Here is a 21,846-nt window from a genome sequence, read left to right on the forward strand (position 1 = left end):
CGCAGTCGAGCTATGGTCCGATGTTCGCGATGAGCGTGTTGTCGATCATTCCGTTGTTCATCGTGTTCTGCTTTGGTCAGAAGTATCTGGTCGAGGGCATCGCGACCACCGGCGGCAAGTAAACCGCCACGGGCCGGTCGGACAAACCGAGCAGACGGCCGGTCCGCCAACATCGATCGAGGAGGCGTCCCTTTCCGTGAGGAGGGGCGCCTCCTCGTTTGCGTTGACCGGCGGCGTGCGTTGGGCGGTTGCAGGCTGTCCGACGCATTGGCCGGCTGGGGCGGTCCGCTGCGTCCGGACTGGAGTGGATTCGGTCTGCAGGACGGCACTGGACGGACGTCGGGCAACGGAATTGCGCTTTTCCCGGGAATGCTGGGGGACAGGCGCGAAAGTCGCGGTTCCGTTGCCGGTGTCGTCCGGCTGACGGGATGCCGTGGCGGAATGATATGCCATATGCCATATGCCATATGCCATATGCCATATCGAAGGCATCTCGGGTTCCGGCGGCTTGGACGGACAGTGCGGCGGGCAACGGAAGGCCGATTTTCGTGGGGATGATGAGCGTGCGGGCGGAAAATCCCGATTCGCTTGCCGGTCCGATCCGATGCTCCGCAATGATTTTCCCCGACGGAGTCCGATCTTGACCTTGGGCGGGCCGGTCTGGAACGTGTGACGGTTTTGGGCCTGGCATGGCAAAAGACGCGGCAACGGAAGCGCGCTTTTCCGGGGAAAACAGGGTCTCGACGCGAAAAATCGCGGTTCCGTTGCCGGCTTGGGAACGGCGCTTCGACACATTATCGGATGGATTAATTCGCCGGCTGCTGGCATTCCGCGGCATGCCGGCATGATGCCGTCCGTGTTTTGTCAGCATTCATAGGGCATGGCGTAGGGGAGGACCAAGTCGCCGGGATGCCTCGATGCGGGGCGCGCGACGCCGGCGTGCCGGTCTTGGATGATCGCATGCCTTCGAAAGTTTCAATATAAAACATGGGGCATCACGTCCGATCATGGTGAGGTCGTTCGTTGCCGGATGGGCGGTCGCCATGCATAAAACCTTTGACATATGCCCCGGAAAATCTTGGGCGTGTCGCGGTCGGACGGTTTGACAAGTTCGACAATTTAACTTAATATAAAACCATCGATAAGAGATACGAAAGTTTCGGTCCTCACAAAAAGAGCAAGCCGTACAACGGCGAGGGAACCGGCTTCCGCTTCACCATCGATCGACGTTCCCCACAACGGCAAAGGAACCGTGGAGGCGAGACAAGGCAGCCCCGCATCCACGCATAAGGAAAGGGTCAAGAATGACATTCAAGAAGCATGGAGTCGCCGCGCTGGCCGCGACCGCCGCCATTGCCATGTCGCTCTCCGGCTGCGGTGCCGGCGGCGGCGACGGCGAGGCCGAAGCCAAGCTCAGCGACGGAGACGTCACCATCACGCTCAACTGGTGGGGCTCCGACAGCCGCGTCAAGCTCACTCAGGCCGCTGTCGAGCGCTTCCAGCAGGCGAACCCGAACATCCACGTCCAGACCACCTACTCCGACTGGGGCGGCTACTGGGACAAGCTCTCCACCTCCATCGCCGGCGGCGACGCCCCCGACGTGATGCAGATGGACGAGAGCTACTTCTCCTCCTATGCCTCCCAGGGCGCGTTCTACGACATGAGCAAGGTCTCCGACTACCTCGACCTGAGCAATCTCAACGAGGCCAACAAGAAGGCCGGCCAGATCGACGGCACCCAGTACGCCGCCGAGGTCAGCGTCACCCTCGTGGGCGTGATCGCCAACATGGACATCCTCGACGAGCTCGGCATCCAGCTGCCCGACACCTCCAAGTGGACCTGGGACGAGTTCGAGGACCTCTGCAAGCAGGTCGTCGAGAAGTCCGGCGGCAAGTACACCGGCACCCAGCCCACCTTCGGCGGCTACGACTACCAGCTGTGGCAGCGCCAGCACGGCCACCGCTCCATGTTCGAGGGCAACAAGGTCTCCGTGGACAAGGAGCTCCTCAAGGAGTACATGCAGAAGGCCTACGACTGGACCCACGGATCCAACCCGATCGCCGGCTCCACCGACAAGTGGAGCGAGCAGTTCGCCGCCGTCAACTCCAACATCCAGGACACCGACATGGCCAAGGGCACCCAGGCGTTCTCCTTCGGCTCCGGCGCCCTGACCTCCCAGCTGGCCCAGTACTCCAAGGCCCTGAACACCGAGAACGTCAAGCTCCTGCCGATGCCCATCACCGAGGGCGGCACCTCCGACTACTACTACATGAAGGTCGGCATGTACTGGGCGATCTCCTCCAAGTCCAAGCACCCGGCCGAGGCCGCCAAGCTCATCGACTTCCTCATCAACGACGAGCAGACCGGCAAGGAGTTCGGCACCGACCGCGGCATCCCGGCCAACAACAAGATCCGCGCCGACCTCGCCTCGGCCGCCTCCCCGCTCGACAAGCAGCTGTACGACTACGTCGACCAGATGGCCGAGATCTCCGGCGACACCCCGGATCCGACCCCGGCCGGTGGCGGCGGCTCCGCCAACCTGCTCCTGCGCAAGCTGCAGGACGTGATCTTCGAGAAGTCCACCGTGGACAAGGCGGCCGATGAGTTCGTCACCGAGCTGCAGTCGGAGATCGATCAGGCCCAGTGAGCGTAAGCCGCGCATAGCCTGACACAAGATGGCCCCGGATTCCCGCGAGGAGTCCGGGGCCATCTCGCGTTGCGCCGCACTGGATCCGCTCATTATGCGCGGCCTGGAACGCAAAATGAGCGAATCCAGTGCCTTGGGGCCGAAAATTGGCCGTCAGATACTGGATTCGCTCATTGTGCGATAAGAGGGTGCCGGATTGAGCCGATCGAGTGCGGTGGCGCGGTGCTGGGTGACGCGGCGCTATGCATTGGGCGCAGCGGTGCTGCCGCGGACGATGAGCTTGGTGGGCATCACCGTCTCGCTTTGCACCTCGCGCTCCTCGCCGAGGGCGAGCACCAGCTCGACGGCCTCCTGCGCCATGCGCTGGATGGGCTGCGCGACGGTGGTGAGCGCCGGGCCGAGGTACTCCGAGGTGCGGATGTCGTCGAATCCGACCACCGACAGGTCGTCCGGGATGGCGAGGCCCAGCTGGCGGGCGGTCTCGTAGAGCCCCATGGCCTGCAGGTCGTCGCCGGCGAACACGGCGGTGGGGCGGTCCGGCCGGTCGAGCAGCTTGCGCGACTGCTCCTGACCGGCCTCCACGGTGTAGGCGCCGGAGACCACGAGCGAGGGGTCGAGCTCGACGCCGGCCGCGGCGAGGGTGGAGCTGAAGCCGTCGAAGCGGGCGCGCGAGCACGTCATGTTCTCCGGGCCGGTGATCACGCCGATGCGCGTGTGGCCCAGCGCGAGCAGGTGCTTGGCGGCGAGCGTGCCGCCGGTCCAGTTGTCCGCGCGGACGGAGACGCTGTCCGGGGCCGCGTCGCCCCGGGAGTCCACGGTCACGTACGGAATCCTGCGCGAGTCGAGCAGACGCTTGTCCTGCTCGGTGCCGTCCAGCAGCACGAACACCACGCCCACCGGGCGGCGCTCCAGCGTGCCCTGGATCCAGTCGTGGCGGTCCCCGTCGTTCGCCGCCGCCCCGCCGGCCGCGTCGTCCCCGCCCTCGCCGGTGAGGGTCAGGGTGACGCTCAGCCCGTGCCGGCGCGCGGTTTCGCCCACGCCCTGCAGGATTTCGAGCGTCCATACGCTGTCGATGCGCTCGAGGATCACCTCGATGCAGTTGCTGGACGCGTTCTTGACGAGCGGCTTCTGATAGTTGTACTTGCGCAGCAGCGCCTCGACCTTGTCACGCGTCTTCCTGGCCACGTCGCTGCGGCCGTTGACGACCTTGGACACCGTGGCGATGGACACCCCGGCCTCCCTGGCGATGTCCGCCATCTTCAGTTCACGCTGGATTGCCATGTGAGCCCCTTTGCTGGAAATCATATGCACATCAGTATATCGAAAGTTTCAAAGCAAAGTGGAAAGATTTTTCTGTTTCCGTGAAGATAGGCGGGCGGCGGAGTGCAACGTGGAATCCCGGAGATGACGCGGCTTCCGCGACGCGCCGTTGCGCGATTGACAGTCCTTCAAACGGATCGTAAAATTACGAAATATAAATCGAAAATCTTTAGATCGTTCGGCCGCGCAAGGCAGCGCGGCGAAGACGCGCAACACGGAAAGAACAAAGAAAGGCTTCCACCATGGCTGACGCAATGTGGCTCACCGGACCGGTCATCAGGGCCGCCGCCGGATCGCACGTATTCTGCGTGGACAACGCGACCGGGGAAACCCCGGTGTCGCTGCGGCTGCGCGGCGAGATCGTCGACGTGTTCGGCCGCCCGCTCGTGTCCGACCCCGCCGCGGCCGACGTCGTGCTGTCGATCGGGCGCACCTCGTTCGACTCCGACGACGCCTTCCGCATCCGCGAGGAGCGCGGCGGGGGCGACGGCGTCCGCACCTTCATCGAGGGCAACACCGCCGCGGCCGCGCTCTACGGCCTGTACGCGTGGGTGCGCCGCATCGCCGCCGGGCAGAGCTGCGCCGACTACGAGTCCGCGCCGCAGCAGTCCCTGCGCATGATCGACCACTGGGATCAGGTGGACGGCTCCGTGGAGCGCGGCTACGCCGGCGAATCGATCTTCTTCGGCGACCTCGACTCCAACGAGCACATCGACTACCGCTACTTCCCGGCCCGTCCCGGCGCCGACCCGTTCCGCGGGGACATGGCCCGCATCGAGGCCTACGCGCGCATGCTCGCCTCCGTGGGCGTCAACGCCCTCGCGCTCAACAACGTCAACGTGCGCGGGCGCGCCGCCGACCTCATGGTCCAGCCGCTGCTCGGCCGCGTGGCGCAGATCGCGCGCGTGTTCTCCGGATTCGGCATCAAGCTGTTCCTCGCCATCAACTTCGCCGCGCCCAAGAAGCTCGGCGGGCTCTCCACCGCGGACCCGCTCGACCCGGCCGTGCGCGCGTGGTGGTCCGACGTGATCGACGGCATCTACGAGGCGATCCCCGACTTCGGCGGCTTCCTCGTCAAGGCCGACGCGGAGGGCGAGCCCGGCCCCATGCAGTACGGGCGCGACCACAAGGACGGCGCGAACATGCTCGCCGAGCCGATGGGACGCCACGGCGGCATCGTGATCTGGCGCGCCTTCGTCTACAACTGCAAGCAGGACTGGCGCGACCGCAGCACCGACCGCGCCAAGGCCGCGTTCGAGAACTTCATGCCGCTCGACGGCCAGTTCGCGGACAACGTGGTGCTTCAGGTGAAGTTCGGCCCCATGGACTTCCAGGTGCGCGAGCCGCTCACCCCGCTCATCGGCGCGCTCGAGCACACCAACCTCATGGTCGAGTTCCAGATCACCGCCGAATACCTGGGCCACCAGATCGACGTGAACTACGTGCTGCCGCAGTGGCTGTCCATGACGGGCTTCGACACCAAGGCCCCCGCCGAGCTCACCGGCGGCGACGGGCGCGTCAGGGCGATCGTGCCGGCTCTCAGCCCCAACCCGCGCTGCTCCGGCTACGCGGGCGTGGCGAACGTGGGCATGGACAAGAACTGGACCGGCAACAAGCTCGCGCAGGCCAACCTGTACGGCTTCGGCCGCATGTGCTGGGACGGCGAGGCCACCGCCGAATCGATCCTCGACGAATGGCTCGCCCTCACCTTCCCCGAGGCCGGCGAGGCGGCGACGAAGGCCATCCGCGGCATCATGCTCACGTCCAACCGCACCTACGAGAACTACTGCGCCCCGCTCGGCGTGGGCTTCATGGTGGTGCCCGGCGTCCACTACGGCGTCTCCGTCAACGGCTACGAGTACGACCGCTGGGGCACCTACCACTTCGCCGACCGCGACGGCGTGGGCGTGGACCGCACGGTGGCCACCGGCTCCGGCTACACCGCGCAGTACCGGCCGGACAACGCCGCCATGTACGAGGACGTCGACACCACGCCGGACGAGCTGCTGCTGTTCTTCCACCACGTGCCGTACGGCCACGTGCTCAAGAGCGGCAAGACCGTTATCCAGCACATCTACGACACCCACTTCGCCGGCGCCGCCGCGGTGGACGGGTACATCGAGGCATGGGACTCCGTGCGCGGCTCGATCGGCGAGGCCGACTGGGCCAACGTGGCCGAGCGTCTCCAGCGCCAGAGGGAGAACGCCATCGCTTGGCGCGACCAGATCAACACCTACTTCTACCGCATGAGCGGCGTGCCCGACGAGCACGGCCGCACCATCTACGCCTGAAACGCGGCACCCGAGACCGCCAAGACACCCAAGGAGCACAGCAACGATGCAGATCCACAACCCCGTCCTGCCCGGATTCCACCCGGACCCGTCCATGATCCGCGTGGGCGACACCTACTATCTGGCCAGCTCGACCTTCGAATGGTGGCCCGGCGTGCGCATCCACGAGTCCAAGGACCTCGCGCACTGGAATTTCACCGGCTACGCGCTCACCCGCACCTCGCAGGTGGACATGCGCGGCAACCCGTCCTCCGGCGGCGTGTGGGCGCCCGACCTGTCCTACGCGGACGGCAAATTCTGGCTCGTCTACTCGGACGTCAAGATGGTCACCGGCATCTTCAAGGACGGCACCAACTACCTCACTTGGGCCGACGACATCCGCGGGCCGTGGGCCGACCCGGTCAAGCTCAACTACGTGGGCTTCGACGCCTCGCTGTTCCATGACGACGACGGTCGCAAGTACCTCGTGCAGCAGACGTGGGATCACCGCGAATACCACCACCGCTTCGACGGCATCACCCTGACGGAGCTCGACACCGAGACCATGAGGCTCAAGCCGGAGACCGCCCGCACCATCTGGGCCGGCACCGACGTGAAGCTCACCGAGGGCCCGCACATCTACAAGATCAACGGCTGGTACTACCTGTTCTGCGCCGAGGGCGGCACCACGTTCCTCCATCAGGAGACCGTGGCCCGCTCGCGCACGCTCGACGCGCTGAGCTTCGAGACCATGCCCGGCGACGAGCCGTTCCTCGGCAACTACGACACCCCGCGCTCGCCGCTGCAGAAGCAGGGCCACGGCTCGCTCGTGGAGACGCCCGGCGGCGAGTGGTACTACGCCTCGCTGTGCGGGCGGCCGTGGCACCACGAAACCGAGCCGGCGTTCGGCCCGCGCGGCTGGTGCACGCTCGGCCGCGAGACCTCCATCCAGAAGGTGGAGTGGGACGCCGACGGCTGGCCGCACGTGGTCGGCGGCCACGGCGGCATGCTCGACGTGCCCGCGCCGGCCGACGCGATCGAAACCGCGGCGCCCGCGAACCACGACCAGCACGACGAGTTCGAGGCGGACACGCTCGGGCCGGACTGGAACACGCTGCGCGTGCCGTTCTCCCCGGCCATGGGCTCCGTGGGCGGCGGCTCGCTCAAGCTCATCGGGCAGGGATCCCTCCACAACCTGTTCGACCTGTCGCTCGTGGCCCGGCGCTGGCAGGCGTTCGACTTCGACGCCGAAACCCGCGTGCGCTTCGACCCCAAGACCTACCAGGCCATGGCGGGTCTGACGAACTACTACAGCGACGCCAACTGGAGCTGGGCGTTCGTGACCTGGGACGAGAAGTGCCGCACCCGCGTGATCGAAGTGGCCCAGTCCGACCGCAACGCGTACACGTCGTTCCTCAAGGACGACGCCATCGTCGTGCCGGACGGCGCCGACGTGTGGCTGCGCACCCGCGTGCGCACCTCCACGTACACGTACGAGTACTCGTTCGACGGCGAGCACTGGACACCCATCCCCGTCACGCTCGACGCGAAGATCCTCTCCGACGACTACGTCTTCGAAAAGCTCGACGGCTACTTCACCGGCGGCTTCGTGGGACTGGCGGCCGTGGACTACTCGGGCTACGGGGAAACCGCCGAATTCGGGTACTTCGACTACAGGGAACTCGACTGAACCCGGCCGGCACGGCTGAAACCTCAATCGGCTGAATCGCCGAATCATTGCAACAATGGAGAACACCATCATGAGTCTGTGGACGGTATTCGGATCCGAATTCATCGGCACCTGCCTGATGATCGCGGTGGCGGTCATGGTCTGCGGCAGCCGCGCGCTGCCCAAAACCGGCGCGTACGGCGGCGACTGGATCAACGCGTCGCTCGGCTGGGGCCTGGCCGTGTACGTCGGCGTGTACGTCGGCTGGCGCTCCGGCGCGCACCTCAACCCCATCATCACGCTCGCGCGCGTGCTGCGGCACCAGTTCGACCCGAGCGTGACCATGAACGGCGTGGCGCTCGCGGACGGCGGCGTGCCGGTCACCGCGGCGGCCGTGTGCGTGTACATCGCGGCGCAGTTCGTCGGCGCGTTCGCCGGCGCCTGCCTCGGCTGGGCGGCCATCCGCAAGCACTTCGACGAGCCGGCGCCCACGGACGCCAAGCTCACCATCTTCTGCACCAAGCCGCCCATCAAGTCCCCGGTGTGGAACGTGGTCTCCGAGATCATCGCCACGTTCATCCAGGTCATCTGGGTGTTCGTCAACGGCGGCACGCCCACCGCGGTCGGCCCGCTCGGCATCGCGCTCGTGATCACCGTGCTCGTCATGGGCCTGGGCGGCGTGTCCGGCGCGGCCATGAACCCCGCCCGCGACTTCGCGCCGCGCCTCGCGCACTTCGTCCTGCCGATCAAGGGCAAGGGCGACTCCGACTGGGGCTACGCGTGGGTGCCGTTCGTGGGCCCGCTCATCGGCGGCGCGCTCGGCGTGCTCGTGCCCACCGCGCTCGGGCTGATCGCCTGACCGTCCCGTCCGTTCCCATTCCACCGCATTCCACGTTTCGCAGCGAAGGAGCTCATCCATGCAAATCCACAACCCCGTCCTGCCGGGCTTCCACCCGGACCCGTCCATCATCCGCGTGGACGACACCTACTACATCGCCAACTCCACGTTCGAGTGGTGGCCCGGCGTGCGCATCCACGAGTCCAAGGACCTCGCGCACTGGAACTACGTGGGCTGCGCGCTCACCCGCACCTCGCAGCTCGACATGCGCGGCAACCCGTCCTCCGGTGGCATCTGGGCGCCCGACCTGTCCTACGCGGACGGCAGGTTCTGGCTCATCTACACGGACGTGAAGGTGGTGGGCGGCGCGTTCAAGGACGGCACCAACTACCTCGTCACCACCGACGACATCCGCGGCGAGTGGTCCGAGCCGATCCGCGTCAACGGCGTGGGCTTCGACGCCTCGCTGTTCCATGACGACGACGGTCGCAAGTACCTCGTGCAGCAGACCTGGGACTTCCGCGGCGGCCACCACCGCTTCAACGGCATCACCCTGACGGAGTTCGACACCGAGACCATGCGCTTGAAGCCCGAGACCATGCGCACCATCTGGGAGGGCACCGACGTCAAGGTGGTCGAGGGACCGCACATCTACAAGCTCAACGGCTGGTACTACCTGTTCTGCGCCGAGGGCGGCACGTCCTTCGAGCATCAGGAGTCCGTGGCCCGCTCGCGCACGCTCGACGCGCTGAGCTTCGAGGCCAGCCCGCGCAACCCGTTCATCACCAACTTCGACACCCCGCGCACCTACCTGCAGAAGCAGGGCCACGGCGCGCTCGTCTCCACGCCCGGCGGCGAATGGTACTACGCCTCGCTCACCGGACGCCCGTGGCGGCACGACGACGAGTCCTTCAACGGATGCCGCGGCTGGTGCACGCTCGGCCGCGAGACCTCCATCCAGAAGGTGGAGTGGGACGCCGACGGCTGGCCCTACGTGGTGGGCGGCCACGGCGGCACCCGCGTGGTGCCCGCGCCGGCCGACGCCATCGAAACGCCCGCGCCCGCGAACCACAGCCTGCGCGACGACTTCACCGCCGCCGAGCTCGGCCCGGACTGGAATACGCTGCGCGTGCCGTTCACGCCCGCCATGGGCTCCACCGGCGACGGGGCGCTCACCCTGTACGGCCAGGGCTCGCTGTGCAACCTGTTCGACCTGTCGCTCGTGGCCCGGCGCTGGCAGGCATTCGACTTCGACGCCGAGGTGCGCGTGGACTTCGACCCGGCCAACTACATGCAGATGGCGGGCCTGACGAACTACTACTGCGACGGCTCGTGGAGCTGGGCGTACGTGACCTGGGACGAGAAACGCGGCCGTCGTGTGGTGGGGGCCGCGCAGAACGACTTCGGCGACTACACCGATCTGGGCGACGCCGCCGTGCCGGTGCCGGACGACGCCGAGGGCGTGTGGCTGCGCACCCGCGTGCGGACCTCGACCTACACGTACGAGGTTTCCTTCGACCATGAGACGTGGACCGCACTGCCGGGCGCGTACGACGCCGCCAAGCTCTCCGACGACTACGTGCTGTCCCGCACCGGCGCGTTCTTCACCGGCGCGTTCGTGGGACTGGCCTGCGTGGATCTCGCCGGCTACCGCACGCCGGCGAAGTTCACGGGCTTCTCCTACGAGGAGCTGTGAGACTAAGGCCGCTGCAAGGCCGTAGCTCCGGCTCCGTGTGATGGGCGTCCATATGAACGCCCATATGAACGCCCATATGAATGATGGGGAATCGTTGCGGTTGCGACGATTCCCCATCATTCGTCTTATGCGCGTAAATAGTTATACGCAAATATGCGTTTGCCGGTGCGTGGGACGAGGAAGACATCCCACACACCGGCAAATTGCGCTATCGGCCTTTTCGGCGTTTCAGCCCCTGAACCGCGCGCGGAAGGCGTATCCGGCGGCGATGAGGGCCAGCGTGAGGCACGAGCCGAACACGGCGGCGGCGTCCATGCCGAGCAGCGCCACGTCGAGCACGATCAGCGCGGCCAGCAGCACCGCGATGACGGCGGTGGCAGCGGCGGCGCGGGCGGAGACGACGGGGGACGCGGTTTCGGAGGGCGCCGCGGGGGCGGCGGCCGGGAATTCGATGGTGGTCATGATTGGGGTTCCTGTTCTTCGTTGAACGGCGGTGCGGTCAGGCCGGCCAGGTGATGCGGTCCGGCGATGCGGTCGGAATGGACGGGGCGGGGGCCGGCGGGCGGAGCGGGATGTTCCCGGCTCCGCCCGCCGGCGGGGGAGAAAACGGTTCAGCCGCGGTACTTCACGTACTGGGCGTAGACCTCGGGGGTGGGCTCGCCGGTGAGCGTGCCGTCGATGGTGAGCGGCCATGCGGGAGGCTCGGCCTCGCCGGACAGCACCCATGCGGCCTGGCGGGCGGCGCCGATCGCCACGTATTCGTCGGTCGCCGGCAGATCGATGTCGTGCTCCAGCACGCCGGGCCCGTAGGCGCGCACGGCCTCGGACTTGGCGCCGCCGCCGATGAGCAGGATGCGCCTCACCTCCACGCCGAGGTGCTTGACGAGCTCGAGGCAGTCGCGCTGCGAGCACAGCAGACCCTCCACGAACGCGCGGGCGATGTTCGCCTTGGTGGTGTTCGCCAGCGTCATGCCGTTGAGCGTGGCCGTGGCGTCCGGGCGGTTCGGGGTGCGCTCGCCGTCGAAGTACGGCACGAGCGTGATGCCGCCGGCGCCCGGTTCGGACTGCGCGGCCAGCGCGGCGAGCTCGTCGTAGTCGACGCCCAGCGCGGCGCGGCCGGCGTCGGAGATGCGCGAGCCGTTGATCGTGCAGGCGAGCGGCAGGAAATGGCCGGTGCAGTCGGCGAATCCGGAGATCGCGCCGGTCATGTCGTAGGTGGGGTTCTCGGCGATCGCGGCGGCCACGCCGGAGGTGCCCAGCGAGATGGACACGTCGCCGACGGCCATGCCGAGGCCCAGCGAGGCCATGGCGTTGTCGCCGCCGCCGGGGGCGAGGATGCAGCCGCCGGGCACGTCCTTGCCGGCGATCGACGGGTCGGCCTTGACCGGTGCGGCGTCGCGCGGGCCCAGCACGGCCGGAAGCGTGATGCGGTCCGCGGCGGCCGTCGCCTCGGTGGGGGCGCTGACCGTGCCGTAGGAGTCCACGGAGCCGGTGCCGCCGTAGGCCGGTGCGAGGGCGAGGGCCAGCAGGTCGCGGCGGTACTCGTTGGCCGCGGCGTCGAAGTAGCTGGTGCCGGAGGCGTCGGAGCGGTCGGTGAACAGGGCGTCCAGATGCGCGTCCCCGCCGTCGTCGACCGGGCCGTAGCCGGCGATGCGCCAGCTTAGCCAGTCGTGCGGCAGGGCGACGGCGGCGATGCGGCGGGCGTTCTCCGGCTCCGCCTCGGCGGTCCACGCGACCTTGGTGAGCGTGTAGGAGGCGACGGGGGAGGAGCCGACCGCGCGCACCCAGCGCTGCTTGCCGCGCAGCTCGACCGCGGCATCGTCGCCGCCGGACGGCATGCCCAGCGCGATCTCGTCGTCGGTGGCGGGGGCGGCGCCGAGCGTGGCGATGAGTGCGGCGGCCTGCGGGGCGGAGCGGGTGTCGTTCCACAGCAGGGCGTCGCGCACCACGGCGCCGTTGCGGTCGAGCAGGACCATGCCGTGCTGCTGGCCGCCGACCGCGAGGGCGCTCACGTCGTCCAGCCCGCCGGCCTCCTTGGCCGCCGCCTGGAAGGCGTCCCACCACGCGTCCGGGCTCACGCTGGTGCCGTCCGGGTGCTTGGCCTGCCCGAAGCGCACGGTTTCGCCGGTCAGGGCGTCGGTCACGCGGACCTTGGTCGACTGGGTCGAGGTGTCCACGCCCGCTACCAGTACTCTTGCCATGCCATCCTCCTTGATGTCGCTGTCGCGATGGCGCGCCGCAATTGCTGCAACGCGCATTGAAAATGTTAGATGAATAAACTAATGTTACTATAGCACGAAAACCGCGCTATCATAAAACGAGCTAACCAAGTGTGTCATCGCCGACGCCGACGGAACCGAACAGGAGGGGGACATGGCCGGGCTACGCCGCATCAACCAGGAGGACCTGCGCAACCACAATCTGTCCGTGGTGCTCGACACCCTGCTGCAGTCCTCCGGGCCGTTGAGCCGCGCCGAGCTCGCCAAGGCCACCGGGCTCACCAAGGCCACCATGTCGCTGCTCGCGTCCATGCTCATCGACAACCACGTGGTCGTGGAGGGCGAGGCGGCCATGCAGAGCTCCTACGGCCGGCCGTCCACGCCGCTCGCCGTCGCGCCGGGCACTTGGGCGGGCATCGGCCTGCAGATCAACACCGACGGCTACGGCTACATCGTGCTCGACCTGACCGGGCGCGTGGTCGCCCAGGAGTGGATGGACGCCAGCCTCAACGGATGCGACCCGGAGGAGGCGTTCGACCGGCTCGACGCGCTCGTGGGCCCCACCGAACGGGAGCTCAAAGGCCTCGGCTACCACGTGGTGGGCACCGGGCTCGCGCTGCCCGGCCTCGTCACCGACGACCAGCGGCTGCTGTCCGCACCGAACCTCGACTGGGACATGGTGGACCTGCGGGAGTTCGATCTGGTGGACCGCCTGCATGTGACCGCAGACAACGAGGCAAATCTGGCGGCGCTCGCGCAGATCCCCGGCTACGCCACGTGCCGCGGCGGGCAGCCCTCGCCGATCGACGCGGGCGGATCGTTCCTGTACGTGTCCACCGACGTGGGCATCGGCGGCGCGCTCGTGCGCGACGGGCGCGTGGTGACCGGCGACCACGGGTTCGGCGGCGAGATCGGGCATCTGTCCGTGGCATTGGACGGGCCGGCGTGCCGCTGCGGCAGACGGGGGTGCCTCGAGGCCTATGCCGGCCGACGCGCGATGGTCGAGGCCGCGGGCATCGCGAGCGGGGAAAGCGCCGCGCGGCCCGGAGCCGCGATCGAGCTGTACGAACGCTGGCGGGCCGGGGACGAGGCGGCCGTGGAGGCCATCGACCGCGCGGTGCAGGCGCTCGGCTCCGCGATCTCCTCGACCATCAACCTCATGGATTCGCAGACCGTGATCCTCGGCGGCTTCTGGCAGCACTTCGGCGACGATCTGGCCGAGCGGCTCACCAAAACCGTGGCCAAGCAGGTGCTCGCCGGGCGCGAGCTCGCCATGCAGGTCGTCATGCCGCCCGTGGGGGAGCGCCCGGCCCTGCGCGGCGCGGCCGAAGTGGGCCTGAGGCGCTTCATCGACAATCCGCTGGGCTACATCGCCGCGGAATAGCCCCTCGTCTGGCACCTCGTGCGATTTCTGACCTAACGCGCCGGCAAAGACGCCCATTTGCGCGAACGGCGGCCGCGGAATCATGCGGTTTTCAGGCCAACGGCGGGCCGTTGTACCCGGGATGCTGGGTCAGAAATCGAGAAGGCCTCCCGAACGGGGTGCAATTCGGTTCAGATGAGGCGGTCCTCGGTCCTGAAGATGGCGTGCGCGTCGCCGCGGGCCTTGTTCTCGAGGTATCGGCGGAAGATCGCCATGCGCTCGACCGTGCTGGCCGCCAGCGGGGAAGGCAGGTCGTCGGGGCTGAACCAGCCGACGCTCAGGCTCTCCTCGTCGCCCACGAACGGCGTCGCGTTGCCGCCGGGCCTCAACTCGCACAGGAACGAATGGTCCATGTACATGGCGTTGTCGCCGTTCGCGTACGTGATCATGCGGCTGGAGGACACGACCGCGACGAGGTCCGTGGCGACCGCGTCCACGCCGGTCTCCTCCTTGATCTCGCGCACCACGGTGTCCGCCGGCTGCTCGCCCGGCTCGTTGATGCCGTAGACCAGCGCCCACTCGCCGGTGTCCGAACGGCGGCCGAGCAGCACGCGGCCCTGCCCGTCGCGCACGTAGCCGGTCACGCCGGAGAGCCAGAGCGGATCATGGCCGATCTTTTTTCTCAGTGTAAGTACGAATTCCGGGGTTGGCATGATTCCCGTTCCTTTCAAATTGTCGGCCATGATCCTTCGCGGCCTTGGCGGCCGCTCGCTGCACTTCCGTGCGACTATTACAAACGGAGGGGCTTCTCTCCGGGAAGGAAAGAAGCCCCTCATGGGACTCAGCGGGCCTTGGCCGCGCAGTCGGCCATCCACTCCTCAACGTCCGCGGGCCGCTTCGGGATGCCGGCGGACAGCCATTCGGGGCCGTGCTCGGTCATGAGCACGTCGTCCTCGATGCGGATGCCGATGCCGCGGTACTCCGGCGGGATGAGCAGGTCGTTGTCGCGGAAGTACAGGCCCGGCTCGATCGTGAAGATCATGCCCGGGCGGATCGGCGCGCCCTGATACGCCTCGAAGCGGGCCTGCGCGCAGTCGTGCACGTCGAGGCCGAGGTGGTGGGCCACGCCGCACGCCAGCCAACGGCGGTGCTGCTGGCCCTCGGGGGAGAGGGACTCCTCCACGCTCACCGGCAGCAGGCCCCACTCGTGCAGGCGCTCGGCGATCACGCGCATGCAGGCGTGGTGGATGTCCGAATAGGTGGCGCCCACCTTCGCGGCCTCGAAGCCGGCCTGCTGGGAGTCGAGCACGGCCTCGTACAGGCGCTTCTGGAAGTCGGTGAACTTGCCGTTCGTCGGGAAGGTGCGGGTGATGTCCGCGGTGTACAGGGAATCGACCTCCACGCCGGCGTCCACGAGCAGCATGTCGCCGCGGCGCACCACGCCGGTGTTGCGCATCCAGTGCAGGATGGGGGCGTGCGGGCCGGATGCGACGATCGAGTCGTAGCCCACCGCGTTGCCGAGCTCGCGGGACACGGCGTTGAACGCGCCCTCGAGGATGCGCTCGGAGCGCGGCTTGTCGAGCGCGGCCGGCAGGTTCTCGAGCAGACGGTCGAAGCCGTGCTTGGTGGCGTCGATGGCCTTGCGCATCTCGCCCACCTCGTAGGCGTCCTTGGTCATGCGGGCCTCGGAGGTGAACTCCTTGAGCTTGTCGTCCGCGGCGGCGTTGGCGTCCGGGTCGGGGAAGCCGTTGGCCTCGCGCAGGTTCTCGACCATGGAGGTCACCTGCGGGTCGGTGTCGTGCACCACGCGCACGCGCACCGCGCCGGCCTCCGCGCCCACGTCCTTGCCGAGCGCGTCGGGCAGCTGGGCGATGTCGTGCGTCTCAAGGCCGGTCATGGCGGCCAGCTCCTTGAGACCGGCGCGCGGGCCCACCCAGTACTCGCCGTAGTGGGCGTTCATGAAGAAGTCGGCGGTGTGGTAGTCGGCGCGCGGGGCGACGAACAGCTCGGCCACGTGCGTCTGGCCGGCCTTGGCCTCGGGGGAGTCCGGATCGGTGGGGTTGAGCACCAGCACGGCGCCCGCCTCGTAGTCCATACCGAGGCCCGTGTAGTACGCGAACGTGGTGTCCGGGCGGAACATGTAGTCGCAGTCGTTGTTGCGCACCTTTGGCTGGCCGGCCGGGATCACGATGCGCTCGCCGGGGAACCGCGCGCCCAGCTTGGCCAGGCGCTCCGGGATGAACTTGGAGGACTCCAGCGGGGCGACCTCCGGCTCGGAGGCGTCCCAGCCGGTCTTCATGAAGTCGCGGAACGCCTCGCCCAGCGGACGCAGCGAACGGTTGTTCACGCGGTCCTTCATCGGCTGGTCGGCGCCGGGGGCGTTCTTGGCCTCCTCCGCCTCGTATTCCTTGTCCTTTTCGGTCACCACGTCGGACATAGCACTCCTTTTCCGCGCGGCCGCGTCTTCCGGCCGCGATTGCCATTGACAACGCCTATCCTAATTGCCTCCGCGACGGATCATGTGACAGGGCATGCGGATGGGGCATGCGACGGATGACGCGGCGGCCGGTGCGGAGGCCGGTGCGACGGAGGGCGTAATCCGCCCGGGGCGCCGAGGGCTCGCGGTAAGGTGGAGCGCATGACTGATTCCGGGAACTTCGTGCACCTGCACAACCACACGCACTACTCGCTGCTCGACGGCGCGTCGAAAATCCCGAACCTGGCCAAGAAGGTCGCGGAGCTCGGCATGCCGGGCGTGGGGATCACCGACCACGGCAACATGCACGGCGCGTACGAGATGTACACCAACTGCGTGAAGAACGGCGTCAAGCCGATCATCGGCATCGAGGCGTACGTCACTCCGGAGACCGCCCGCCAGGACAAGTCCCGCGTGCACTGGGGCACCGAGGCGCAGCGCCGCGACGACGTCTCCGGCGGCGGCTACATCACCCACCTCACCCTGTGGGCGCAGAACGACCGCGGCCTGGTCAACCTGCTCAAGGCCAGCTCCGTGGCCAACCTCGAGGGCCGCGTGATGCGCTACCCGCGTATGGACAAGGAGGTGCTCTCCACCTACTCCGAAGGCGTGATCTGCGGCTCCGGGTGCCCCTCCGGCATCATCCAGACCCGCCTCGCGCTGGGACAGTTCGACGAGGCCCTGCGCGCCGCCGGCGAGCTGCAGGACATCTTCGGCAGGGACAACTTCTTCATCGAGCTCATGGACCACAACCTCGAGATCGAGCGGCGCAACGTGCCCGGCCTGCTCGAGATCGCCAGGAAGCTCAACGCGCCCCTGCTCGCCACGAACGACTCCCACTACGTGGAGGCCAAGGACGCCGAGGCGCAGGACGCCATGCTGTGCATCAACTCCGGCGAACGGCTCGACAACCCCGACCGCTTCAAGTTCGACGGCACCGGCTACTACATCAAGTCCGCCGAGGAGATGCGCGAGCTGTTCCACGAGTTCCCCGAGGCATGCGATAACACCCTCGAGATCGCCGAGCGCTGCAACGTGATGTTCGACGACCACGAGGACGGCGCGTTCATGCCCAAGTTCCCGTGCCCGGAGGGCTGGGACGAGACCTCGCTGTTCCTCAAGAAGGTGGAGGAGGGCCTCGAGCGCCGCTACGACGGCAACCCGCCCGCCAAGGTGCTGAAGCAGGCCGACTACGAGTGCGGCGTGATCTGCCAGATGCAGTTCTGCGGCTACTTCCTCGTGGTGGCCGACTACATCCAGTGGGCCAAGGACCACGGCATCATGGTGGGGCCGGGCCGTGGCTCGGCGGCAGGCTCGATGGTGGCCTACGCGATGGGCATCACGGAGTTGGACCCGCTGGAGCACGGCCTGATCTTCGAGAGGTTCCTCAACCCGGAGCGCGTCTCCCTGCCGGATATCGACGTGGACTTCGACCCGGAGGGGCGCCTCGACGTGATCAAGTACTGCGGTGAGAAGTACGGCACGGACAAGGTCGCCCAGTGCGTGATCTACGGCGTGATCAAGACCAAGCAGGCGTTGAAGGACTCGGCGCGCATCATGGGCTACGAGTTCTCCATGGGCGACCGCGTGACCAAGGCCCTGCCGCCGAGCAAGAACGGCAAGGACGCGTCCCTGGGCGAGATCTTCGACCCCACGTCCAAGCGCTACGCCGAGGCGCGCGAGTTCCGCGAACTGTACGAGTCCGACCGCGACGCGCACATGATCATCGACAAGGCCAAGACCATCGAGGGCCTGATCCGCCAGACCGGAGTCCACGCGTGCGCCACGATCATGGGCAGCGAGCCGATCACCGACACCTCGCCCCTGCTGGAGCGCACCGACGGCACAATCACCACCACGTTCGAATACCACACATGCGAAACGCTGGGGCTGGTCAAGATGGACTTCCTCGGCCTGTCCAACTTGACGGTCATCCACGACACCCTGCGCAACATCGAGGCGAACGGCAAGGAGCCGATCGACTACACCAAGATCCCGCTGGACGACAAGGACACCTACAAGCTGCTCTCCCGCGGCGACACGCTCGGCGTCTTCCAGCTCGATTCCGACGGCATGCGCTCGCTGCTCAAGAGCCTCAAGCCGGACAACTTCAACGACATCTCGGCACTGATCGCGCTGTACCGCCCGGGCCCCATGGATATGGACTCGCACAACAACTACGCCAAGCGCAAGAACGGGCTGCAGAAGATCGAGCCGATCCACCCCGAACTCGAGCAGCCGCTCAAGCAGGTGCTCGACGAGACCTACGGCCTGATCGTCTACCAGGAGCAGGTGCAGTCGGCCGCGCGTATCCTCGCAGGCTACTCGCTGGGCAAGGCCGACGTGCTGCGCCGCGCCATGGGCAAGAAGAAGCCGGAGGTGCTGGCCAAGGAGAAGGTGCCGTTCTTCGCCGGCATGAAGGAGCACGGCTACTCGGAGGAGGCCGCGCAGGCCGTGTGGGACGTGCTAGTCCCGTTCTCCGGCTACGCGTTCAACAAGGCTCACTCCGCCGCGTACGGCCTGATCTCCTACTGGACCGCGTACCTCAAGACCCACTACCCGGTCGAGTTCATGGCCGCCCTGCTGCAGGGCACGCGCGACAACAAGGACAAGACCGCCCTGTATCTGGGCGAGGCGCGGCGCATGGGCATCCAGGTGCTCTCGCCGGACGTCAACGAGTCGCGGTTCGAGTACTCGGCAGTCGGCGACGTGGTGCGCTTCGGCCTCGGCGCCATCCGCAACGTGGGCGAGAAGGCCGTGGCGGACATCATCGCCGAACGCGAGGGACCGCGCGGCAAGTACGTGAACTTCATGGACTTCATCCGCCGCGTGCCGCTCACCGCGCTCAACCGGCGATTGGTGGAATCGCTCATCAAGGCCGGCGCGTTCGATTCGATCGACCCGAACCGCCGCGCCCTGTTCACCATCCACGAGGCGGCCATCGAATCGGTGGTGAGCATCAAGCGCAAGCAGGCGGAGGGCCAGTTCGACCTGTTCGCCGACGACGACGGGTCCACCGACGCCGAGGCGATGGGCGACGTGGCGGTCAGCGTGCCGGACATCGAGGAGTGGGACAAGAAGACCAAGCTCAACTTCGAACGCGAGATGCTGGGCCTGTACGTGTCCGACCATCCGCTCTCCGGCATGCAGTCGGTGCTCGCGTCGCTGCGCGAGATGTCCATCGCGCACCTCATCGACCGCGCCAAGACCATGCCAGACGGCCAGCAGGTCACGCTCGCCGGCCTCATCACCGGCGTGGAGCGCCGCGTGTCCAAGAAGGGCAACCCGTGGGCCATCGTGACGATCGAGGACATGGAAAGCTCGATCCAGTGCATGTTCTTCGGCAAGGTGTACGAGGCCGCCGCCACGGAGATGGCCGTGGACACCGTGGTGCAGATCCGCGGGCAGGTGGAGTCGCGTGACGAGACGGTGTCGCTGAGGGCCACGGAGATGCAGGTGCCTACGCTCGAGGCCGCGGACGAGCGCCCGCTCATGATCACGCTGCCCAAGGTGGCGCTGGCGCGCGACAACATGATGCAGCTCGGGCAGGTGCTCCACGCCCATCCCGGCACGTGCGAGGTCAAGCTCGCCATCATGGACGACAAGGGGCGCGCGCAGGTGCTCACGTTCGGCGACCGGTTCCGCGTCAAGCGAGACACGTCGCTGTTCGCGGAAATCAAGATCATCTTCGGGCCGAGCTGTCTGCCCGCCGCGTGAGCCGTGCCGGGCAGGCTGCATCCCGCGTCGTGCGCACCAGTGCGCGCGCACGGCTACGAACGTGCCACCGGACCGTTCGTCTGCCCGCCGCGTGAGCCGCGCCGGGCAAGGCTGTGTCCATCCCGGGCGGGCCGCGACTCCGGGGCCTTATCCGAGGCGGCGGCGACCGGCGGAAACGCGGTGAAACATCGGTCCGCGCCCACCGATCCGCCGTATGATCGGTAGCGGAGGCGCGGCCCGCGGATTCCCGCCGTTTGACGGCGCGGGCATTCCGGCCGCGCGGAACAGCCCGGAAAGGACGGACGATGACGACTGCACTCACTTCCCCCGAACTCACCCTCAACGACAAGGCGCACACCGTGATCCCGCAGATCGGGTTCGGCACCTTCCAAATCCCCGCAGACCAGACCCAGCGTGCCGTGGAGGAGGCGCTGGAGATCGGCTACCGGCACATCGACACGGCCGCCGCCTACTACAACGAGGAGGCCGTGGGCGCCGCGCTCAAGGCCACCGGCATGGCCGGCAAGGTGTTCGTGGCCACCAAGCTGCGCAACTGCGACCAGGGCTACGACCAGACGCTCATCGCGTTCGAGGAGTCCCGCCGCAAGCTCGGCCTCGACGTGGTGGACATGTACCTCATCCACTGGCCCATGCCGCGCATCGACGCGTACCGCCAGACGTGGAGGGCCCTGCTCAAGCTGCGCGAGGAGGGCGCGATCCGCGTGGCCGGCGTGAGCAACTTCCTGCCCGAGCATCTCGAGGCGCTCAGGGAGGACTCCGGCGAGCTGCCCGCCGTCAACCAGATCGAGAACCACCCGCGCTACTCGCAGCCGGCCACCCGTGCGTACTGCGCCGAGCACGGCGTCGCGGTGGAGGCGTGGAGCCCGCTCGGGCACGGCGGCGACATGTCCGCCGAGCCGATCGTGGCCGCGGCCGAGGCACACGGCGTCACGCCCGCCGAGGTGGTGCTGCGCTGGCACACCCAGTCCGGCCGTATCATCATCCCCAAGTCCAAGCACCCCGACCGCATGCGCCAGAACCTCGCGTCCGCCGGCTTCGACCTCACGGCCGCGGAGCTCGCCGCGATCGACGCCCTCGACGCGCCGGAGGGCCGCATCGGCGCCGACCCGGTCACGTACGTGCAGTCGCAGTCGTGGGCCGACCAGAAGGCGCGCGGCAACGTCTGAACGTCTGATGGACGGCGGTGAACGGGTGCCGGCGGCGGGCGCGGATGAATCCCCGGCGGGGGAGCGGCGCTGGATCGCGGACACGCTGGCACGGCTTTCGCGATCCGCGTTCCGCGCCAAGTTCGCGCTTTCCGCGCACGACCGCGCCTACGCCAGAAGCAAGGGACGCGACGTGATCGGCCGCCACGCCCGCGAACTGCTGCGGAGCCGCGTGGGCGCCGCCGAACCGGAGCACGACGGGCGGCAGACCCCGTGGCGAGGGCACCCGGTGTTCACCGCCCAGCACGCCACGGCCACCTGCTGCCGCGGGTGCATCGCCAAATGGCACGGCATCCCCAAAGGGCGCGCGCTCACGGACGCGGAGGTGGACCGTCTCGCGGATCTGGTGATGGCGTGGATCGACCGCGACCTCGCCGCGCATCCGGGCGCCGCGCCCTTTGGGG

At 67.7% G+C, this 21,846-nt stretch carries 14 protein-coding genes; 9 read left to right on the forward strand and 5 right to left on the reverse strand.

The features are described 5' to 3' along the window. Positions 1-1,304 precede the first annotated feature (1,304 nt). Positions 1,305-2,648, forward strand: coding sequence for an ABC transporter substrate-binding protein (locus tag DSM100685_RS09935; RefSeq protein WP_152351180.1), 1,344 nt, complete (start codon positions 1,305-1,307; stop codon positions 2,646-2,648). Between the two features lie 240 nt (positions 2,649-2,888). On the opposite strand, the gene DSM100685_RS09940 is transcribed toward DSM100685_RS09935, so the two are convergent. Continuing rightward, positions 2,889-3,929 (reverse strand): LacI family DNA-binding transcriptional regulator, encoded by a 1,041-nt coding sequence (locus tag DSM100685_RS09940; protein ID WP_152351181.1) that lies wholly within the window; start codon positions 3,927-3,929, stop codon positions 2,889-2,891. Between the two features lie 281 nt (positions 3,930-4,210). On the opposite strand from DSM100685_RS09940, the gene DSM100685_RS09945 reads away from it, so the two are divergent. The 4 genes from DSM100685_RS09945 to DSM100685_RS09960 are packed head-to-tail and all read left to right on the forward strand — an operon-like array spanning position 4,211 to position 10,441. Further along, positions 4,211-6,259, forward strand: coding sequence for an alpha-glucuronidase (locus DSM100685_RS09945; protein WP_152351182.1), 2,049 nt, complete (start codon positions 4,211-4,213; stop codon positions 6,257-6,259). Positions 6,260-6,305: 46 nt separating this feature from the next. Beyond that, positions 6,306-7,928, forward strand: coding sequence for a glycoside hydrolase family 43 protein (locus DSM100685_RS09950; RefSeq protein ID WP_152351183.1), 1,623 nt, complete (start codon positions 6,306-6,308; stop codon positions 7,926-7,928). A 55-nt stretch (positions 7,929-7,983) separates the two neighbouring features. Next, positions 7,984-8,766: an MIP/aquaporin family protein gene (locus DSM100685_RS09955; RefSeq protein ID WP_204314217.1), complete on the forward strand. Its 783-nt coding sequence runs from the start codon at positions 7,984-7,986 to the stop codon at positions 8,764-8,766. Positions 8,767-8,824: 58 nt separating this feature from the next. Continuing rightward, entirely contained in the window at positions 8,825-10,441 is a 1,617-nt protein-coding gene (locus DSM100685_RS09960) for a glycoside hydrolase family 43 protein (protein WP_152351185.1), read from the forward strand. Between the two features lie 228 nt (positions 10,442-10,669). Here DSM100685_RS09960 and DSM100685_RS10790 read toward each other — a convergent pair whose 3' ends face one another. Beyond that, the gene (locus DSM100685_RS10790; RefSeq protein WP_163200839.1) at positions 10,670-10,903 is read right to left on the reverse strand and encodes a hypothetical protein; all 234 of its coding nucleotides are present in this window, start codon (positions 10,901-10,903) and stop codon (positions 10,670-10,672) included. A 149-nt stretch (positions 10,904-11,052) separates the two neighbouring features. Beyond that, positions 11,053-12,642 carry a xylulokinase gene (locus DSM100685_RS09970; RefSeq protein WP_152351186.1) on the reverse strand — a complete coding sequence of 530 codons (1,590 nt, stop codon included), beginning with the start codon at positions 12,640-12,642 and terminating at the stop codon, positions 11,053-11,055. Between the two features lie 172 nt (positions 12,643-12,814). Here DSM100685_RS09970 and DSM100685_RS09975 point away from each other — a divergent pair, with 172 nt between their 5' ends. Beyond that, positions 12,815-14,044 (forward strand): ROK family transcriptional regulator, encoded by a 1,230-nt coding sequence (locus DSM100685_RS09975; RefSeq protein WP_152351187.1) that lies wholly within the window; start codon positions 12,815-12,817, stop codon positions 14,042-14,044. 170 nt (positions 14,045-14,214) lie between these two features. Here the strand turns inward: DSM100685_RS09975 and DSM100685_RS09980 are convergent, their stop codons facing one another. Next, positions 14,215-14,736, reverse strand: coding sequence for an NUDIX hydrolase (locus DSM100685_RS09980; protein ID WP_152351188.1), 522 nt, complete (start codon positions 14,734-14,736; stop codon positions 14,215-14,217). 128 nt (positions 14,737-14,864) lie between these two features. After that, positions 14,865-16,460 (reverse strand): aminopeptidase P family protein, encoded by a 1,596-nt coding sequence (locus DSM100685_RS09985; protein ID WP_152351189.1) that lies wholly within the window; start codon positions 16,458-16,460, stop codon positions 14,865-14,867. A gap of 201 nt (positions 16,461-16,661) precedes the next feature. Here DSM100685_RS09985 and dnaE point away from each other — a divergent pair, with 201 nt between their 5' ends. The 3 genes from dnaE to DSM100685_RS10000 form a co-directional block, all read left to right on the forward strand. Next, positions 16,662-20,216, forward strand: coding sequence for a DNA polymerase III subunit alpha (gene dnaE, locus DSM100685_RS09990; protein WP_152351190.1), 3,555 nt, complete (start codon positions 16,662-16,664; stop codon positions 20,214-20,216). A 305-nt stretch (positions 20,217-20,521) separates the two neighbouring features. After that, a complete protein-coding gene (locus DSM100685_RS09995; RefSeq protein ID WP_152351191.1) occupies positions 20,522-21,403 on the forward strand; it encodes an aldo/keto reductase in 882 nt (293 codons plus the stop codon). A gap of 7 nt (positions 21,404-21,410) precedes the next feature. After that, positions 21,411-21,846: DUF4186 domain-containing protein (locus tag DSM100685_RS10000; protein WP_152351192.1), on the forward strand; the 436-nt coding region annotated here is incomplete at its 3' end.

The organism is Bifidobacterium avesanii (assembly GCF_009299475.1).
Lineage (GTDB): Bacteria > Actinomycetota > Actinomycetes > Actinomycetales > Bifidobacteriaceae > Bifidobacterium > Bifidobacterium avesanii.

Coding starts and splice junctions, on each gene's coding strand:
- DSM100685_RS09935 (WP_152351180.1), top strand. CDS start 1,305: ATGACATTCAAGAAGCATGGAGTCGCCGCGCTGGCCGCGACCGCCGCC.
- DSM100685_RS09940 (WP_152351181.1), bottom strand. CDS start 3,929: ATGGCAATCCAGCGTGAACTGAAGATGGCGGACATCGCCAGGGAGGCC.
- DSM100685_RS09945 (WP_152351182.1), top strand. CDS start 4,211: ATGGCTGACGCAATGTGGCTCACCGGACCGGTCATCAGGGCCGCCGCC.
- DSM100685_RS09950 (WP_152351183.1), top strand. CDS start 6,306: ATGCAGATCCACAACCCCGTCCTGCCCGGATTCCACCCGGACCCGTCC.
- DSM100685_RS09955 (WP_204314217.1), top strand. CDS start 7,984: ATGGAGAACACCATCATGAGTCTGTGGACGGTATTCGGATCCGAATTC.
- DSM100685_RS09960 (WP_152351185.1), top strand. CDS start 8,825: ATGCAAATCCACAACCCCGTCCTGCCGGGCTTCCACCCGGACCCGTCC.
- DSM100685_RS10790 (WP_163200839.1), bottom strand. CDS start 10,903: ATGACCACCATCGAATTCCCGGCCGCCGCCCCCGCGGCGCCCTCCGAA.
- DSM100685_RS09970 (WP_152351186.1), bottom strand. CDS start 12,642: ATGGCAAGAGTACTGGTAGCGGGCGTGGACACCTCGACCCAGTCGACC.
- DSM100685_RS09975 (WP_152351187.1), top strand. CDS start 12,815: ATGGCCGGGCTACGCCGCATCAACCAGGAGGACCTGCGCAACCACAAT.
- DSM100685_RS09980 (WP_152351188.1), bottom strand. CDS start 14,736: ATGCCAACCCCGGAATTCGTACTTACACTGAGAAAAAAGATCGGCCAT.
- DSM100685_RS09985 (WP_152351189.1), bottom strand. CDS start 16,460: ATGTCCGACGTGGTGACCGAAAAGGACAAGGAATACGAGGCGGAGGAG.
- dnaE (WP_152351190.1), top strand. CDS start 16,662: ATGACTGATTCCGGGAACTTCGTGCACCTGCACAACCACACGCACTAC.
- DSM100685_RS09995 (WP_152351191.1), top strand. CDS start 20,522: ATGACGACTGCACTCACTTCCCCCGAACTCACCCTCAACGACAAGGCG.